Origin of the sequence: Tsukamurella sp. USMM236, from assembly GCF_037148755.1 — a bacterium.
In the GTDB taxonomy this organism is placed as follows: domain Bacteria; phylum Actinomycetota; class Actinomycetes; order Mycobacteriales; family Mycobacteriaceae; genus Tsukamurella.
The window spans coordinates 232,087-247,997 of sequence record NZ_JBBCSS010000005.1 but is presented as its reverse complement, the minus strand read 5'-3'; the positions used below and the strand labels follow the sequence as shown (position 1 = coordinate 247,997).

Sequence of the window (15,911 nt, the reverse complement as noted above, 5' to 3'; positions counted from 1 at the left end):
GGAGTCCTAGGCTACGCCGGGGTCCGACGTCTGCTTCGGGGCGGCGAGCACGTCGTCGATCCGGTACCGCTTCGCGGCGTCCGCGGCGACCGAGAAATCGAGTGCTCCGTCCCGGGCGAGCCCCAGGAGAACGCCCACGACGATCGACTCGGCGTCCACGTTGAAGTACCGCCGGGCCGCCGGGCGCGTGTCCGAGAAGCCGAAGCCGTCGGTGCCCAGGGTGACGTAGGTGCCGGGCACCCACTGCCGGATGAGGTCCTGCGTGCCGCGCATGAAGTCGGACGCCGCGATCGTCGGGCCCTCGGTGCCGCCGAGGATCTTGGTGACGTGCGGGGTGCGGAATTCGGCGCCCGGGTCGCGCAGCGCCGCCTTCTCGGACTCGATGCCGTCGCGCGACAGTTCGACCCAGCTGGTCACCGAGAACACCGACGCGGAGACGCCCCACTCCTCGGCCAGCATCTGCTGGGCCTTGAGCGCGTCGGGCATCGTGACGCCGGAGGCGAGGATGTTCGCCTTCTTCTCGTGCGCGGTGTCGGCGGGCTTGAACAGGTACAGGCCCTTGAGCAGACCGTCGACGTCCAGGTTCTCCGGCTCCGCCGGCTGGTGGATCGGCTCGTTGTAGACGGTGATGTAGTAGTAGATGTTCTCCGGGTTCTCCCCGTACATCCGCCGCAGGCCGTCGATCACGATGTGCGCCAGCTCGTAGGCGAACGCGGGGTCGTAGGCGACGACCGCCGGGTTGGTCGACGCGAGCACGTGGCTGTGGCCGTCGGCGTGCTGCAGGCCCTCGCCGGTCAGTGTGGTGCGGCCGGCGGTGGCGCCGAGCACGAAGCCGCGGGCCATCTGGTCGGCGGCCGCCCACAGGCCGTCGCCCGTGCGCTGGAAGCCGAACATCGAGTAGAAGATGTACAGCGGGATCATCGGCACGTCGTGCGTGGCATATGAGGTACCCACCGCGGTGAACGACGCGGTCGAGCCGGCCTCGTTGATGCCCTCGTGCAGGATCACGCCCTGCGGGTTCTCCTTGTACGCGAGCATCAGCTGTGCGTCGACGGCCGTGTACGTCTGGCCGAGGCGGTTGTAGATCTTCAGCGTGGGGAACCAGCTGTCCATGCCGAAGGTGCGCGCCTCGTCGGGGATGATCGGGACGATCCGCGGGCCCACCTCCTTATCGCGCAGCAGCTCCTTGAAGATGCGCACCACGGCCTGCGTGGTCGCGACCTCCTGCTTGCCCGAGCCCTTGAGCATCACCTTCACCGCGTCGATGCCGGGGGTCTGGAGAACCTGGGCCTGCGTGCGGCGGGTCGGCAGGAAGCCGCCGAGCTGCTTGCGGCGATCCAGCATGTACTGGATCTCCTTCGACTCCGGTCCCGGGTTGTAGTACGGCGGGAGGTAGGGGTCCTTCTCGAGCTCGGCGTCCGAGATCGGGATCCGCAGGTGATCGCGGAAGCCCTTGAGGTCGTCGAGGGTGAGCTTCTTCATCTGGTGCGTGGCGTTGCGGCCCTCGAAGTTGTGGCCCAGGCCGAAGCCCTTGACGGTGTGCGCCAGGATCACCGTCGGCTGGCCCTTGTGCTCCATCGCCGACTTGTAGGCCGCGTACAGCTTGCGGTAGTCGTGGCCGCCGCGGCGCAGGCCCCAGATCTGCTCGTCGGTCATGTCCTGGACCAGTTCCTTGGTCCGCGGGTCGCGGCCGAAGAAGTGCTCACGCACGAACGCGCCGTCGTTCGCCTTGAAGGTCTGGTAGTCACCGTCGGGCGTGTTGTTCATGATGTTAACGAGCGCGCCGTCGCGGTCCTTGTGCAGCAGCTCGTCCCACTCGCGGCCCCAGATCACCTTGATCACGTTCCAGCCGGCGCCGCGGAAGAAGGACTCCAGCTCCTGGATGATCTTGCCGTTGCCGCGGACGGGCCCGTCGAGGCGCTGCAGGTTGCAGTTCACGACGAAGGTGAGGTTGTCGAGCCCCTCGGTCGCGGCGATCTGGATCTGGCCGCGCGATTCGGGCTCGTCCATCTCGCCGTCGCCGAGGAACGCCCAGACGTGCTGGTCGGACGTGTCCTTGATGCCGCGGTCGTGCAGGTAGTGGTTGAACCGCGCCTGCTGGATGGCGTTCATCGGGCCGAGGCCCATCGACACCGTCGGGAACTCCCAGAAGTTCGACAGCAGCCGGGGGTGCGGGTAGGAGGGGAGGCCCTTGCCCTTGTCCTCGTGCGACTTCTCCTGGCGGAAGCCGTCGAGGCGCTCCGCGGGGATGCGGCCCTCGAGGAAGGCGCGGGCGTAGATGCCGGGGGAGGCGTGGCCCTGGATGAAGACCTGGTCGCCGCCGCCGGGGTGCTCCTTGCCGCGGAAGAAGTGGTTGAAGCCCACCTCGTACAGCGACGCCGCGCCGGCGTACGTCGAGATGTGGCCGCCGACGCCGACGCCGGGCCGCTGCGCGCGGTGCACCATGATCGCGGCGTTCCACCGGATGTAGGCGCGGTAGCGGCGCTCGATCTCCTCGTCGCCCGGGAACCAGGGCTCGAGATCGGTGGGGATGGTGTTGACGTAGTCGGTCGACGTCAGCGACGGGATGGAGACGCGCTGCTCGCTGGCGCGCTCGAGCAGGCGCAGCATCAGGTAGCGGGCGCGGGCGGGGCCGTGGGTGGCGATCAGATCGTCGAAGGACTCGATCCACTCGCCGGTCTCGTCCGGATCGATGTCCGGGAGATACGACGCCACCCCCTCGCGAATCACGCGGACGCGGTCCGGGCGGCCGTCGTTCGACGGTGCGGGACCCTCTCCTGAGGCGGGTGCCGGGGTGGTGGCGATCGAGTCTGTCACTGGTGCTCCTCACGGGTCGCGAAGGCGGTGCGTAGGTCTGCGGTGTGTCGCAGATCCCATCCTGCCGCATTCGAAAGTTACTCGACAGTCGTATTCCGCGTGGTGGAATTCGCCAGGTCTGCAGCGCGAGTTCGGCGTACCCCGCTTGCGCGCACGCGCAGGTGCCGTAAGTTGACACCGAACAGCTGTATGCGGGTGGCAACGGGCCGCCCGCGCTGACGCGAGGAGGCTCCCACCGGTGTCCACGAATGGGTCATTCGCCCAGAAGATGGGCCTGCAGCCCGGCAACATCGTGCAGGAGATCGGTTGGGACGACGACACCGACGACGATCTGCGCCTTGCCATCGAGGAGCTCACCGGCGCGGAGATGCTCGACGAGGACACCGATGAGGTGATCGACGTGGTCGTGCTGTGGTGGCGCGACGACGACGGGGACCTCGTCGACACCCTCATGGACGTGATCACCCCGCTCTCCGACGACGGCTACGTCTGGGTGCTCAGCCCCAAGACCGGTCAGCCGGGGCACGTGCAGCCCAGCGAGATCGCCGAGGCCGCGCCGACGGCCGGCCTCACGCAGACCTCGTCGACCAATCTCGGCTCCTGGATCGGCTCGCGGCTCGTGCAGCCGAAGTCCGGCCGCGTGGCCAAGAGGTGACATCTCCCCGGCTCGACGGTCCGCTGCAGGTCGGTGCCGAGGCGCCGTCGTTCACGCTGCGTGATCAGAACAACCGGCCGGTCTCGCTGGAGTCCTACCGCGGCCGCAAGAACGTGCTGCTCGTCTTCTTCCCGCTGGCCTTCACGGGCACCTGCGAGAGCGAGCTGGGCGGGATCCGCGATTCCCTGCCGGCGTTCGAGAACGACGAGGCCGCCGTGCTCGCCGTCTCCGTGGGCCCGCCGCCCACGCACAAGGTGTGGTCCGGCTCGCAGGGCTACCTGTTCCCGATCCTCTCGGACTTCTGGCCGCACGGCGAGGTGGCGAACGCGTACGGCGTGCTCAACGGCAAGAACGGCTACCCGAACCGCGGCACCTTCGTCATCGACCGCGAGGGCGTGATCCGGTTCTCCGAGATGAACGAGCCCGGCGTGCCCCGCGATCAGTCGCTTTGGGAAGACGCCCTCGCTGCGCTATCTTCGACCGGCAAGCGCACATAGCTCAGTTGGTTAGAGTCCCGGTCTTACACACCGGTTGTCGGGGGTTCGAGTCCCTCTGTGCGCACCACGGCCTCACCGGTCCCGGTAGGCCTCCAGGAGGCGTAGCCACACCTCGCTGATCGTGGGGTAGGCGGGCACCGCGTGCCACAGCCGCGCGATCGGCACCTCTCCCACCACGGCGATCGTGGCCGCGTGCAGCAGTTCCGCGACCGCGGGACCCACCAGCGTCATGCCGATCACCACACCGCGGGCCTCGTCGACGACCATCCGCGCGCGGCCCGCGTAGCCGTCGGCGTACAGGGTTGCGCCGGCCACCCAGCCGAGGTCGTAGTCGACCACCGCCACGTCCGTGCCGGCCTTCCGCGCCTGCGCCTCCGTGACGCCGATGGCCGCGACCTCCGGCTCGGTGAAGATCACCTGCGGCACCGCGGTGTGGTCCGCCGTCGCGACGTGCGCGCCCCAGGGCGCGTCGTCCACGGCGGCTCCGCGCGCCCGGGCGGCGATCGCGTCGCCGACCGCCCGCGCCTGGTACTTGCCCTGGTGCGTGAGCAGCGCCCGGTGGTTCACATCGCCCGCCGCGTACAGCCAGTCGAAGCCCTCGACCCGCAGCGTGTCGTCCACGGCGAGCCACGACCCGGGCTCCAGCCCGACGGTCTCCAGCCCCAGGTCGACGGTCCGCGGCGTACGCCCGGTGGCCGCGAGCACCTCGTCGGCGACGACGGTCCGCCCGGCCGAGGTCTCGATCGTCACCTCGCCGTCCGCGCGGGTGACCCGGGTCGGGGACTCGCCGGTCACCACCTCCACGCCGAGCGCGCGGAGGCCGTCGCCGACCGCCTCGCCCGCGAAGGGCTCCAGGCCGGTGAGCAACCCGCTGCGCGCGAGCAGCGTCACCTCCGAGCCGAGAGACGCGTACGCCGTGGCCATTTCGGCAGCGACCACGCCACCGCCGATCACCGCGAGACGCCGCGGCGCCGCCTTCGCGCTGGTGGCCTCACGGCTGGTCCACGGGCGCGCGGCCCGCAGGCCCGGGATGTCGGGAACGGCCGCATCGGTGCCCGTCGCGAGGACGACGGCGTGCTTCGCGGACAGGGCGGTCTCGGCACCGTCGGGCCCGACGACGGTGACCCGGCGCGGCCCGGAGAGTCGCCCCTGGCCGCGGATCGCGGTGATCCCGGCGTTCGTCGCCCACCGCACCTGCCCGGCGTCGTCCCAGTTCCCGACCACGGCGTCCCGTCGGGCGAAGACCTCCGACGGGTCGAGCGAGGCTTCGCCGGCGAGCGCGCCGCGGACGTGCTGCGCCTCGCGCAGCGCCTGTCCCGGCCGAAGCAGCGCCTTCGACGGCATGCACGCCCAGTAGGAGCACTCACCGCCGAACTTCTCGCTCTCCACCAGCGCGGCGGTCAGCCCGCCCCGCACCGCGCGGTCGGCCACGTTCTCGCCCACCGGCCCGCCGCCGATCACGACCACGTCGAATTCGTCCATGGCGCACCTCCTTCGACCACCGTACGTCCGTCGGCGGCGGGCCCGCGAAAAAGGGGATGCGGACGGTCTGGGCCGGCGGATACGCTGGGCGCAACCGTGACAGGACCTGAGGAGGTGAGACCCGTGAACGTTTCACGCATGTGGGTGCTCCCTCCGTTCTCACGGTCGACCTAGGTGTCGCCACCAGGAGCGCCGCACGCAGGCATTCCTGGAAGGCATCACCATGAACGATTCCCCTCTCACTCTCGTGCGCGCCGAGGACGGCGACTGGCTCGCGATCGACGCCGAGGACCGCGTCATCGGCCGCGGCGGACCGTCACGACGGGCCGGATTCATCAGCGTCGACGCCTGGACCGCAGCGGCTTTCGACCTGCTCGCCGCAGCGCTCCTCGCCGAGCTGCCGCCACCGCTGTTCACCCTCGTGGCGGACGGCGACCATGAGTTGCTCGCCGCCTGGCGCCGGCACGGCTTCGCCCCGCACCGGCGGGAGACGCTGTACCGGATCCCGCTCGACCCGCCGCCCGCCGTCACCCCGCCCGGGGCGTGGCGGGTCCGATCCGCGCCCGGGGTCGCGCCCTTCCTGGCGGCGCAGGCCGATCCCGCCGACGGTGCCGCCGTCGCCGTGATCGAGCAGGCCGGCGGCATCGAGGTCGAGACCACCGTCGAGCTGGTGCGGTCATGACGAAGACCTCGCGCGGCATCGAGGCCGCCGGCACCGTCATCGAAGGGCTCCGCGCGGCCACGTTCCGGGTGGAGCTCGACAACGGGCACGTCGTCCTGGCGCACATCAGCGGGAAGATCCGGAAGAACTACATCAAGATCGTCCCGCTCGACCGCGTGCTCGTGGAGATCAGTCCCTACGACCTCACCCGCGGCCGGATCGTCTTCCGCTACCGGAACTGACGGCGGGGCCGGATCGGTCAGGAATCGAGAAGCGTCCCGAAAGCGCAGCTCATAGCGTTGTCGGCATGACAACCTCGCTCAGCACCCCGGTCCGGTCCCTCACCCTGGAGGCGGCCGACCCGGCCGCCGCCCAGGCCTTCTACAACGCCGCGTTCGGCCCCGACCCGCGGCTCCGGTCCGCGCCCGCCGGCGGCCCGTCCGAGGGCTTCCGCGGCTTCGTGGTCTCCCTCGTCGTGGCGGAACCCGCTGTCGTCGACTCCTTCGTCGCGCCCCCCCCCGCGGGGGGCGCGACGGAGATCAAGCCCGCCCGGAAGTCCTTCTGGGGCTACGGCGCCGTCTTCCGCGCGCCCGACGGCACCGTCTGGAAGATCGCCTCCTCGTCGAAGAAGAACACCGGAGCGCCGCTGCGCACCATCGACGACATCGTGCTGCTCCTCGGCGTCGACGACGTCGCGGTCACCAAGGCCTTCTACACCGAGCGCGGGCTCACCGTCGCGAAGAGCTTCGGCCGCAAGTACGTCGAGTTCGACGCCCAGCCCGGCGCGGTGAAACTCGCGCTCCACGGCCGCAAGGCCGCGGCCAAGGACGCAGGGGTCCCGGCGGAGGGGAGCGGCTCCCACCGCCTCCGCATCGACGGCGCCCTCGGCGAGCTCGTCGACCCCGACGGCTTCGTCTGGCACTGAGGTCACCCGGGGACGACGGTGCCCTGGTGGAATCGGAGGAGCGGCCGCGGGGCGACAACCTCCCACAGCGACGAGTGCCGACTCGTTCGGGCGTCGAGCCTCAGCCGGTACGTGACGAGGACGAGTGTCTCGCTCAGGTCGACGAACCGCCACTCGTCGGCAACGGGCGGTTCTGACCGCTCAGGGGAGGCGGCGATCGACGCCGCGATGTCATCGGCGGTCCAGAACCGTCCCGAGCGGCCGATCTCTGCGAAGTCCTCGTGCAGGTACGAACGCACGAGGGCTGCGTCCCGGCGGACATCCGGCCGGTGCAATTCGACCTCCAGCGACTGAATCAGGGCGTGCCGGTCCATGACCCGAGCGTATGGCTCGATCGTGCCCCGCACGACTCGACCGGTAGCGTCGAGCCCCGTGAACCGTTCCACCGAGCTCGCACTCGGCGTCCTCGCCGACGAGGTCTTCGGCGACCCGCGCCGGTACCACCCGGTCGCGGGCTTCGGCACCGCCGCGCAGGCGCTGGAGGCGCGGATGTACGCGCCGTCGAAGCTGCGGGGCGCCGCCTACACCGCGATCCTCGTCGGGGGCGCCGCCGCGCTCGGATACACGCTGCGGAACGTGCCGGGCGCCACCGCCGTCGGCACCTGGGCGGTGGTCGGGGGAGCGGGCCTGCGGAAGGTCGGCTCCACGCTGGGCGCCGACCTCGAGCGCGGCGACCTCGACGGCGCGCGCGCCCTGCTGCCCAGCCTGTGCGGGCGCGATCCGTCGGTGCTCGACACCGCGGGGCTCGCCCGCGCGGCCACGGAGTCGGTCGCCGAGAACACCTCCGACGCGGCGGTCGCGCCGCTGTTCTGGGGCGCCGTCGCGGGCCTGCCCGGCCTGCTCGCGTACCGCGCGGCCAACACCCTCGACGCGATGGTCGGCTACCGCAACGACCGCTACGCCGACTTCGGCTGGGCGTCCGCGCGCCTCGACGACGTGCTCAACTACGTCCCCGCCCGGCTCGCCGGAGCGGTCACCGTCGGCCTCGCGCCGGCCGTCGCCGGGGCACCGTCGGACGCGGCGCGGGCGTGGCGGCGGGACGCGGCGAAGCACCCCAGCCCCAACGCCGGGGTGGCGGAGGCGACCGCCGCGGGCGCGCTGGGCCTGCAACTGGGCGGGCGGACGCAGTACGCGCACGGCGTGGAACTGCGCCCCACCCTGGGCGACGGTCGCGCGCCCGAGCCGCGCGACCTGGCGCGGGCGGCCCGCCTGTCGCTGGCCGTCGAACTGGGCGCGCTGGCCGCTACTGTCCTTTGCGTCCGTACCGGTCGGCGAGCCGCGCGGCGCGCGCGGCCTCGGGCGTGATCTCCGGCGTCGGCTCGTCGTCCGCCGCCTCCTCGGGGTCCGCCGTGCCCGCGTCGAAGACCGCCTTGTCTTCGCGCCGGCGGCGCACCTCCGACCACACGAAGTAGCCGATCGCGAGCGGCGCCATGATGCCGAACGCCAGCCACTGCAGGCCGTACGAGAGGTACGGGCCCGCGTCGAGCATCGGGAGCGGGATCGGGTCGAGGCCGCCGGGCTGGCCCTCGTCGAGATTGAGGTAGCCGGGCGCGAAGGCGACGCCCTGCGCGGGCCCGATCGCCCCCGGGTCGATGGCGAAGACCTGCAGGTAGCCGCCCTCCGTGCGCGGGCCGCGGGCAGGGTCGGTCTTCTCCGGGGCGCGGACGCGCGCCTGGACCGTCACCGTGCCCGACGGTGGCGGCGCGAACTCCGGCACGACCCCGCCGGTCGGGGTCTGTACGAAACCGCGGTCCACGAGATAGGTCGCGCCGTCGTTCGCGGCGAAGGGCACCAGCACCTCGTACGCAGGCTTGCCGTCCTGGTTCCGCAGGCGGGCGAGCGACTGCTTGTCGGCGAGGTATTGCCCGGTGAGCACGACGCGCCGCCATTCGGCGTCCTTCGGCACCTCGGTGCGACCGCCGAGGACCTGCGCGGCCGGCACGGGCTCGGCGTTCACGGAGTCGGCGATCTGCTGGTTGCGGTGGCTGGTGGAGGAGTTCTTGCCCAGCTGCCACGGCGCGAGCACCGACCAGCACAGCGCGGTGAAGGCGATGGCTGCGACGGCGAGGGCGATCCACCGCGGCTGGAAGATCACCTTGATCCAGCTAGGCAAGATTCGCTCGCGTCCACTCGAGGAGCCCGGGCATCGCGCCCTCGACCTGCGCGAGCGTCGCGCGGAAGTCGTCGTGGTCGCCGTAGTACGGGTCGGGCACGCTCTCGTGCGCGGCGTCGGGGTCGAAGCTGCGGAGCAGGCGGATCCGCTCCGCGGGGACGCCGCGCTGCCGCAGCGGCCCGACGTGGGAGCGGTGCAGCGCCACGACGAGGTCCGCGGCGAGGTGGTCGTCCGTGAGCTCCGCTGCGGTGTGATCGGTGGAGTAGCCGGCCTCGGCGAGCACGTCCCGCGCCCGCCGATCCGCGGCGCCGCCCTCGTGCCAGCCGTCGGTGCCGGCGCTGGTGACCCGCACCGCCTCGGCCAGTCCGGCGTCGGCGACCGACTGCTCGTAGACGATCTTGGCGATCGGCGAACGGCAGATGTTGCCGGTGCACACGAAGGTGACATGCAGCGGAGTACTCACCCCTCCATCTTGCCCGAAACGGCGCGGACCAGGCCGCCGCACCCGATCGACGGTGACGGAGCGCATGTCGTTCGCGTCCGGCTATGAAATCGTGTCACTGGCGGGCACGATTTCACAGCGGGTGAGCGGGCGGCCTCGGCTCCAGACGGTCCCGACGGATCTACGCTGACAGCCATGAAGCTGGCAGAGGTCATCGAGGTGCTCGATCAGGCGTATCCGCCCCGGCTCGCGGAGGGGTGGGACAGCGTCGGGCTCGTGTGCGGCGACCCGGAATCCGAGGTCACGCATGTCCTGGTCTGCGTGGACGTGACCGCGGACGTGGTGGACGCCGCGCTCGCCCGCGGCGTGCAGCTGGTGATCGCCCACCACCCGCTGCTGCTGCGCGGCGTGGACACCGTCGCGGCGAGTACGCCGAAGGGCGCGCTCATCCACCGCCTGATCCGCGGCGGCTGCGCGCTGTTCACGGCACACACCAACGCAGACCGCGCGCGGGGCGGCGTCAACGACGCCCTCGCAGCCGCGCTCGGCCTGGAGGTGACCGGCCCCGTCGAACACCTCGACGCGCCGCTCGCGCTCGACCGGTGGGGCGTGATGGTCCCGCCCGCCCATGCCGACGAGGTGCTCTCCGCGATGTTCGAGGCCGGGGCCGGCGAGGTCGGGGAGTACTCCGAGTGCGCCTGGCGGGTCGACGGTGTCGGCCAGTTCCGGCCCGGCGCGTCGGCGAACCCGGCGATCGGCGCGAACGGCGAGCTGACGACGGTCGTCGAGACGCGGGCCGAGCTGGTGGCGGCCCGCGGCCGTCGCGCCGACGTGCTCGCCGCGCTGCGCAGCGCCCACCCGTACGAGGAGCCCGCCCACGACGTCGTCGAGCTCGTCGGTGGCGAGCGGGAATGGGGCCTCGGCCGCGTCGGCGTGCTGCCCGAGCCGATGACCCTGGAGGCGTTCACCGCCCACGTCGCTGCGGCGCTCGGCGCGCCGGCCCGGGCGGCGGGCGACCCCGCCGCCGTGATCCGCACCGTCGCCGTCTGCGGGGGAGCGGGGGACTCGCTGCTGGGCACCGTCGCGCGCCTCGGCGTGGACGCCTACGTGACCGGCGACCTGCGACACCACCCCGTCGACGAGCACCTGCGCGCCGGCGGTCCCGCCGTCGTGGACGCCGGGCACTGGGGCACCGAGTTCCCCTGGTGCGCCGCCGTCGCCGAGCTGCTGTGGCCCTACCTCGACGTCGCCGTGCACGACGCCCCGACGGATCCGTTCACGGTGCGGGCCGCGCCCGCACCGGATGCGTAGAGTGGCGCAGATGAACGCTGATCCGGCCGCCCAACGCATCCTGCTGGACCTCGCCGAGGTCGACGCGGAGATCTCCCGTCTGGCCCACCGCGCCACCCACCTGCCCGAGGACGCCGAGATCGCCGAGCTCGAGAAGCGCGCGACCACCGAGCGCGACGAATCGGTGCGCGTCTCGATCCTGGTCGAGGACCTGGACCGCGACATCAGCAAGCTCGAGAAGGAAGTCGAGCAGACCCGCCTCCGCGAGCAGAAGGACCGCGAGCTGCTGGCCGCCGGCGCCGTCCCGGCGAAGCAGCTCACCGAGATCGAGCACGAGCTGCGCGGACTCGAGCGGCGCCAGTCGGTGCTGGAGGACGAGGAGCTCGAGCTCATGGAGAAGCGCGAGGCGGTCGAGCTCGATCAGCAGCGCGCCGAGGCCGTGGTGACCGCGACGAGCGACGAGATCGCGGCCGTGCAGCGCCGCCGCGAGGAGACCGTCAAGGACATCGACGTCGCTCGCGCACGCACGACCGCGACCCGCGAGGAGACCGTCGGCAAGCTCCCGGAGGACCTGTACGCCGAATACGAGCGGTGCCGCAAGAACTCCGGTGCCGGCGCGGGGCTCCTGCAGGCCCGACGGTGCGGCGCCTGCCGCCTGGAGCTCGACCGGGGCTTCCTCGATTCCGTCAACCGCAAGCCCGCCGATCTCGTGGTGCACTGCGACGAGTGCGGCGCGATCCTGGTGCGGACCAACGAGTCCGGCCTGCCCCAGCCGAAGCCCGAGGAGTGACGGGAGCGCAGCGCGGGGGCTGGACCGCCTCCGCGCACGAGCCCACCCGCGTGATCCTGTTGCGACACGGGCAGACTCCGGCATCGGTGCGGCGGCTGTACTCGGGCCGCGGCAACCCGTCGCTCACGGACCTCGGGCGCGAGCAGGCCGCCGAGGCCGCGGAACTGCTGCGGCTCACGCCGATCGACGCCGTCCTCTCCTCGCCGCTCGACCGCGCGCGACAGACGGCCGACGCCGTGGCCGCCGGCCGGGGGCTCACCGTCGAGATCGAGGACGCCCTGATCGAGACGGACTTCGGTGCGTGGGAGGGCCTCTCGTTCAGTGAGGCCCGGGACCGCGACCCGGAGCTGCACGCCCGATGGCTCGGCGACACCGCGGTGGCCGCGCCCGGCGGCGAGAGCTTCGACGAGGTGCACAGCCGCGTCGCGGCGCTGCTGGAGCGCGTCACCGCCGAGCACGCCGGCCGTACCGTGCTCCTGGTCTCGCACGTCACGCCGATCAAGACGGCGCTGCGGATCGCCCTCGACGTCGGCCCGCAGCTGCTCTACCGGCTGCACCTCGACCTGGCCTCGATCTCGATCGCCGACTTCTACCCCGACGGTGGCGCCTCCGTGCGGCAGGTCAACCGGACCGCGGGGCTCTGAGGCTCGGGTACTCTGTACCGCGCGGACGAGCTGACCGGGCGGCCGCGGCGTCGGGAACGGCTGGGTGACCAGTACGCCCGCGTCGAGGAAAGTCCGGACTCCACAGGGCAGGGTGGTTGCTAACGGCAACCCGGGGTGACCCGCGGGACAGTGCCACAGAGAACAGACCGCCCGGGCTCCGGCCCGGGTAAGGGTGAAACGGTGCGGTAAGAGCGCACCAGCGCGGCGGGTGACCGTCGCGGCTCGGTAAACCCCACCCGGAGCAAGGTCGAAGGCGCCACCTCACGGTGGCGCTGCGCGCGTGATCGAGGGCTGCTCGCCCGAGCGCGCGGGTGGACCGCTCGAGGCACCCGGCGACGGTGTGTCCAGATGGATGGTCGCCACCCCGGCGCAGCGATGCGGCGGGGGACAGGATCCGGCTTACACGTCAGCTCGTCCGCCCCGACGTCCCGCCGCTGCCGGGCTTAACCTGGTCCGATGGACCTCTCCGTGCTGTCCTGCGGTCTCCGCGGTCACGTCACCTACGACCCCGACGAGGCGGATCTCCGCGCCCGGGTCCGGACGGACACCCCCGAGGGCGAGGCGTGGCGCTGCCTGCGCTGCGACGACTTCGTCGTCGGCCCGCCGCACGGTTCCGGACCGGCCGCGCACGCACCGTCGGTTCCCCAGGGCCGGGCGCTGCGCGACGAGCTGATCATGCGCTTCCTCGGGTTCGAGCGGTTGCTGCGCGGGATCGTCTTCGCGGCCGCCGGCGTCGTCGTGTGGCAGTTCCGCGGCACCCACGAGCACCTGCGCGAAGTGTTCCAGTCCAAGCTGCCGGTGCTGAGTCAGCTCGGATTCAACGTGGGCGACTCGAGGATCGTGCAGACCGTGGACACGGCGCTGGGCCTGTCGAGTACGACGCTCGCCTGGATCGCCGCCGGCCTCGTCGCCTACGCCGTGATCGAGGTCGTCGAGGCGGTGGGGCTCTGGCTCGGCAAGCGCTGGGGCGAGTACTTCGCGGTGATCGCGACCTCCGCGTTCCTCCCGCTGGAGATCTACGAGATCACGGAGAAGGTGACCGCACTGCGCGCCGGCGCGCTGCTGATCAACGTCGCCGCCGTCGCGTGGCTCGTGTGGAGCAAGCGGCTGTTCGGGGTCAACGGCGGCGCGGCGGCCTACCGCGCCGAGCGGGAGTCGGACAGTGTCCTCACGGTCCGCCGCGCCGGCGAGTAGCGTGCAGAGGTGACCGATTCGAGCGCCCGCGACGCCGTCATCGCCCTCCTGCAGAGCCTCCCCGAATCCACCGTCGACACCATCGCGCCCGGCGCGATCGCCGCCGACGGGAAGACCCCCGTGCCCGAGATCGCCTGGGGCGACACCTTCGTCTACTCCACGCCGAACGGCGAGCCCGGCGTCATGCCCTACCTCACGATCATCACCAAGAACTACCCCGACGACGAGCAGTCCGGCCTGGACCGGCCCGGCGCCTTCCGGCTCAACGCCAACGTCGGGCGCGAGTCCTTCACCGAGCTGATCGGCTATCCGCCCGCGGTGCACGCCGACCGCGCGGGCGAGTGGGACTACGCCGCCGACGGCGTCGTGATCCCGCACCCGCTGTACGCCAAGCTGGGCTGGGTGTCCGTGGTGAACCCCGGGGCCGGGCCCGACGTCGTCGACCTCCTGGAGCGCGCCCGCGCCCACGTGCAAAAGCAATAGAAACTTGTCGGCGGTCCCCACTACCGTGTGAGCCATGACACAGGGTGAGAGCGGTGACTGGGCGATCGAAGCCATCGGCCTGGTGAAACGGTTCGGTGACTTCACGGCGGTGGACGGGGTCAGTTTCCAGGTGCCGCGGGGCTCGGTGCTCGGCCTGCTGGGCCCCAACGGCGCGGGCAAGACGACCACGGTGCGCATGATGACCACCCTGTCGCCGCCCACCGAGGGCACGGCGCGCATCGCGGGGTACGACGTGCGGGAGCACCCCATCGAGGTGCGTCGCAACATGGGCCTCACCGGGCAGTCCGCCACGGTGGACGAGATCCTGACGGGGCGCGAGAACCTGGCGATGATCGGCGGCCTCTACGGCATCCCGCGGGCCGCGCTCAAGCGGCGCAGCGCGGAGCTGCTCGAACAGTTCTCGCTCACTGCAGCGGCGGACAAGCAGGTCAAGGCCTATTCGGGCGGCATGCGCCGCCGGCTCGACCTGGCCGTCAGTCTGCTCACCGCGCCGCCGGTGCTCTTCCTCGACGAGCCCACCACCGGCCTTGACCCGCGCGCCCGCTCTGAGCTGTGGGACGTGCTGCGCACGCTGGTGGCGAACGGCACCACGCTGCTGCTCACCACGCAGTACCTCGAGGAGGCCGATCAGCTGGCCGACGAGATCATCGTCATCGACAAGGGCCGGATCATCGCGCAGGGCACTCCGCTGCAGCTCAAGGAGCGCGCGGGCGCCGCCAGCCTGGTGCTGACGGTGTCCGACGCGGCCGACCTGCCTCGCGCCCGCGACATCCTGGCGCAGCTCGGCAGCGAGGTCTTCGTCGACGAGGGCGCGCGCCAGGTGAGCAGCCCGGCCAACGGGCTGGACGACCTCAACCGGGCCGGCGCGTTGCTGGGGGAGAGCGGGATCAAGGTCGACGACCTCGGCCTCTCCCGCCCCAGCCTCGACGACGTCTTCCTCTCCCTCACCGGGCACCGCACCGAAGCCGACGACAGCGCCGCCGAGGAGGCCTCCGCATGACCGCCACCACCGAGGCCGCCGGAGTGGGCGGCGTCGAGACGCATCAGACCAGCCTGTGGCAGCAGTCCTGGATCATGGTTCGCCGCAGCATGATCCACACCAAGCGCATGCCGGAGATGCTCTCCGACGTGACGATCCAGCCGATCATGTTCACGGTGCTGTTCGCGTTCGTCTTCGGCTCCGCGATCCCCACCGAAGGCGTCTCCTACCGCGAGTACCTGCTGCCCGGCATCCTGGGGCAGACGATGGTCTTCACCTGCTTCGTCGTGGCGGGCGGCCTGACGACCGACCTGGACAAGGGCGTCATCGACCGATTCCGGTCGCTGCCGATCAGCCGCGCCTCCGTGTTGATCGGGCGCAGCATCGCGAGCCTGCTGCACTCGTCGATCGGCATCGTCGTCATGTGCCTGACGGGCCTCGCCATCGGGTGGCGGATCCGCACGAACCCGGTGGACGCGGTCCTCGGCTTTCTCGTGCTCCTGGTCTTCGGCTTCGCCATGATCTGGTTCGGCATCCTCGTCGGCTGCATGATGCAGTCGATCGAGGCCGTGAACGGCTTCATGTTCGCGACGATGTTCCCGATCACCTTCCTCTCGAACGCCTTCGTCCCCACGGCGGGGATGGCGCCGTGGCTGCGGGCGATCGCGGAGTGGAACCCGGTTTCGTCGCTGGTCCAGTCCATGCGGGAGCTGTGGGGCAATGACCTGCCGCTGCGCGACGGCGCGCCGTGGTCCCTGCAGCACCCCGTGCTCGCGACCGTGATCTGGTCGATCGCACTCACCGCCGTATTCGCGCCGCTGGCCGTGCGCGCCTTCAACAAGCGCACCGTCGACTAGG

Annotated in this window: 17 protein-coding genes, 1 tRNA gene, 1 other RNA gene and 1 pseudogene; 15 read left to right on the top strand and 5 right to left on the bottom strand. The window is 71.5% G+C overall.

The window, feature by feature from the left end:
* Nucleotides 1–6: 6 nt before the first annotated feature.
* The gene (gene aceE / locus WFK95_RS18000) at nucleotides 7–2,817 is read right to left on the bottom strand and encodes a pyruvate dehydrogenase (acetyl-transferring), homodimeric type (RefSeq protein ID WP_224647653.1); all 2,811 of its coding nucleotides are present in this window, start codon (nucleotides 2,815–2,817) and stop codon (nucleotides 7–9) included.
* Between the two features lie 268 nt (nucleotides 2,818–3,085).
* On the opposite strand from aceE, the gene WFK95_RS17995 reads away from it, so the two are divergent.
* The 3 genes from WFK95_RS17995 (at nucleotide 3,086) to WFK95_RS17985 (ending at nucleotide 4,036) form a co-directional block, all read left to right on the top strand.
* The gene (locus tag WFK95_RS17995) at nucleotides 3,086–3,472 is read left to right on the top strand and encodes a DUF3052 domain-containing protein (RefSeq protein ID WP_224647669.1); all 387 of its coding nucleotides are present in this window, start codon (nucleotides 3,086–3,088) and stop codon (nucleotides 3,470–3,472) included.
* Complete coding sequence (locus tag WFK95_RS17990; protein ID WP_336671458.1) at nucleotides 3,469–3,969, top strand: peroxiredoxin; 501 nt, start codon at nucleotides 3,469–3,471, stop codon at nucleotides 3,967–3,969. Before WFK95_RS17995 ends, WFK95_RS17990 begins: the two co-directional genes overlap by 4 nt.
* Nucleotides 3,960–4,036 (top strand) — tRNA-Val (locus WFK95_RS17985). Before WFK95_RS17990 ends, WFK95_RS17985 begins: the two co-directional genes overlap by 10 nt.
* Nucleotides 4,037–4,041: 5 nt before the next feature.
* Here the strand turns inward: WFK95_RS17985 and WFK95_RS17980 are convergent.
* On the bottom strand, nucleotides 4,042–5,451 hold the full coding sequence (locus tag WFK95_RS17980) for a dihydrolipoyl dehydrogenase family protein (protein WP_224647651.1): 1,410 nt from the start codon (nucleotides 5,449–5,451) through the stop codon (nucleotides 4,042–4,044).
* A gap of 223 nt (nucleotides 5,452–5,674) precedes the next feature.
* Between WFK95_RS17980 and WFK95_RS17975 the strand changes: the two genes are divergently transcribed.
* From WFK95_RS17975 to WFK95_RS17965, 3 genes are all read left to right on the top strand, one after another.
* Nucleotides 5,675–6,133, top strand: coding sequence for a hypothetical protein (locus WFK95_RS17975; protein WP_336671457.1), 459 nt, complete (start codon nucleotides 5,675–5,677; stop codon nucleotides 6,131–6,133).
* Nucleotides 6,130–6,354 (top strand): translation initiation factor IF-1, encoded by a 225-nt coding sequence (gene infA, locus WFK95_RS17970; RefSeq protein WP_336671456.1) that lies wholly within the window; start codon nucleotides 6,130–6,132, stop codon nucleotides 6,352–6,354. The genes WFK95_RS17975 and infA overlap by 4 nt, the downstream gene beginning before the upstream one ends.
* A gap of 65 nt (nucleotides 6,355–6,419) precedes the next feature.
* The gene (locus WFK95_RS17965) at nucleotides 6,420–7,037 is read left to right on the top strand and encodes a glyoxalase (RefSeq protein WP_336671455.1); all 618 of its coding nucleotides are present in this window, start codon (nucleotides 6,420–6,422) and stop codon (nucleotides 7,035–7,037) included.
* Between the two features lie 2 nt (nucleotides 7,038–7,039).
* Here WFK95_RS17965 and WFK95_RS17960 read toward each other — a convergent pair whose 3' ends face one another.
* Nucleotides 7,040–7,390, bottom strand: a complete 351-nt coding sequence (locus WFK95_RS17960) for a nuclear transport factor 2 family protein (protein ID WP_336671454.1) — start codon at nucleotides 7,388–7,390, stop codon at nucleotides 7,040–7,042.
* On the opposite strand from WFK95_RS17960, the gene WFK95_RS17955 reads away from it, so the two are divergent.
* Entirely contained in the window at nucleotides 7,389–8,381 is a 993-nt protein-coding gene (locus WFK95_RS17955; RefSeq protein ID WP_443081572.1) for a cobalamin biosynthesis protein, read from the top strand. The two genes, WFK95_RS17960 and WFK95_RS17955, sit on opposite strands and share 2 nt — an antisense overlap.
* Here the strand turns inward: WFK95_RS17955 and WFK95_RS17950 are convergent.
* Nucleotides 8,320–9,189 (bottom strand): SURF1 family cytochrome oxidase biogenesis protein, encoded by an 870-nt coding sequence (locus WFK95_RS17950; RefSeq protein WP_336671452.1) that lies wholly within the window; start codon nucleotides 9,187–9,189, stop codon nucleotides 8,320–8,322. The two genes, WFK95_RS17955 and WFK95_RS17950, sit on opposite strands and share 62 nt — an antisense overlap.
* Nucleotides 9,182–9,652: a low molecular weight protein-tyrosine-phosphatase gene (locus tag WFK95_RS17945; RefSeq protein WP_336671451.1), complete on the bottom strand. Its 471-nt coding sequence runs from the start codon at nucleotides 9,650–9,652 to the stop codon at nucleotides 9,182–9,184. The genes WFK95_RS17950 and WFK95_RS17945 overlap by 8 nt, the downstream gene beginning before the upstream one ends.
* Nucleotides 9,653–9,826: 174 nt before the next feature.
* On the opposite strand from WFK95_RS17945, the gene WFK95_RS17940 reads away from it, so the two are divergent.
* The 8 genes and pseudogenes from WFK95_RS17940 (at nucleotide 9,827) to WFK95_RS17905 (ending at nucleotide 15,910) form a co-directional block, all read left to right on the top strand.
* Complete coding sequence (locus WFK95_RS17940; protein ID WP_336671450.1) at nucleotides 9,827–10,942, top strand: Nif3-like dinuclear metal center hexameric protein; 1,116 nt, start codon at nucleotides 9,827–9,829, stop codon at nucleotides 10,940–10,942.
* 10 nt (nucleotides 10,943–10,952) lie between these two features.
* Nucleotides 10,953–11,711, top strand: a complete 759-nt coding sequence (locus WFK95_RS17935; RefSeq protein WP_336671449.1) for a zinc ribbon domain-containing protein — start codon at nucleotides 10,953–10,955, stop codon at nucleotides 11,709–11,711.
* Between the two features lie 17 nt (nucleotides 11,712–11,728).
* Nucleotides 11,729–12,355, top strand: a pseudogene (locus WFK95_RS17930) (histidine phosphatase family protein); the annotation flags it as partial.
* Between the two features lie 26 nt (nucleotides 12,356–12,381).
* Nucleotides 12,382–12,794: RNase P RNA component class A (gene rnpB, locus WFK95_RS17925), an RNA gene on the top strand.
* A gap of 38 nt (nucleotides 12,795–12,832) precedes the next feature.
* A complete protein-coding gene (locus WFK95_RS17920; protein ID WP_336671448.1) occupies nucleotides 12,833–13,570 on the top strand; it encodes a DUF2127 domain-containing protein in 738 nt (245 codons plus the stop codon).
* Between the two features lie 9 nt (nucleotides 13,571–13,579).
* Nucleotides 13,580–14,053 carry a DUF6194 family protein gene (locus WFK95_RS17915; protein WP_336671447.1) on the top strand — a complete coding sequence of 158 codons (474 nt, stop codon included), beginning with the start codon at nucleotides 13,580–13,582 and terminating at the stop codon, nucleotides 14,051–14,053.
* Nucleotides 14,054–14,087: 34 nt separating this feature from the next.
* Nucleotides 14,088–15,074, top strand: a complete 987-nt coding sequence (locus tag WFK95_RS17910; RefSeq protein WP_336671446.1) for an ATP-binding cassette domain-containing protein — start codon at nucleotides 14,088–14,090, stop codon at nucleotides 15,072–15,074.
* Complete coding sequence (locus WFK95_RS17905) at nucleotides 15,071–15,910, top strand: ABC transporter permease (RefSeq protein WP_224647639.1); 840 nt, start codon at nucleotides 15,071–15,073, stop codon at nucleotides 15,908–15,910. Before WFK95_RS17910 ends, WFK95_RS17905 begins: the two co-directional genes overlap by 4 nt.
* Nucleotide 15,911: the final 1 nt, after the last annotated feature.

Bases quoted from the DNA above. Each gene is read 5' to 3' on its own strand.
- WFK95_RS17995 (WP_224647669.1), top strand. From the start codon at position 3,086: ATGGGCCTGCAGCCCGGCAACATCGTGCAGGAGATCGGTTGGGACGAC.
- WFK95_RS17980 (WP_224647651.1), bottom strand. From the start codon at position 5,451: ATGGACGAATTCGACGTGGTCGTGATCGGCGGCGGGCCGGTGGGCGAG.
- WFK95_RS17975 (WP_336671457.1), top strand. From the start codon at position 5,675: ATGAACGATTCCCCTCTCACTCTCGTGCGCGCCGAGGACGGCGACTGG.
- infA (WP_336671456.1), top strand. From the start codon at position 6,130: ATGACGAAGACCTCGCGCGGCATCGAGGCCGCCGGCACCGTCATCGAA.
- WFK95_RS17965 (WP_336671455.1), top strand. From the start codon at position 6,420: ATGACAACCTCGCTCAGCACCCCGGTCCGGTCCCTCACCCTGGAGGCG.
- WFK95_RS17955 (WP_443081572.1), top strand. From the start codon at position 7,389: ATGACCCGAGCGTATGGCTCGATCGTGCCCCGCACGACTCGACCGGTA.
- WFK95_RS17960 (WP_336671454.1), bottom strand. From the start codon at position 7,390: ATGGACCGGCACGCCCTGATTCAGTCGCTGGAGGTCGAATTGCACCGG.
- WFK95_RS17940 (WP_336671450.1), top strand. From the start codon at position 9,827: ATGAAGCTGGCAGAGGTCATCGAGGTGCTCGATCAGGCGTATCCGCCC.
- WFK95_RS17935 (WP_336671449.1), top strand. From the start codon at position 10,953: ATGAACGCTGATCCGGCCGCCCAACGCATCCTGCTGGACCTCGCCGAG.
- WFK95_RS17920 (WP_336671448.1), top strand. From the start codon at position 12,833: ATGGACCTCTCCGTGCTGTCCTGCGGTCTCCGCGGTCACGTCACCTAC.
- WFK95_RS17910 (WP_336671446.1), top strand. From the start codon at position 14,088: ATGACACAGGGTGAGAGCGGTGACTGGGCGATCGAAGCCATCGGCCTG.
- WFK95_RS17905 (WP_224647639.1), top strand. From the start codon at position 15,071: ATGACCGCCACCACCGAGGCCGCCGGAGTGGGCGGCGTCGAGACGCAT.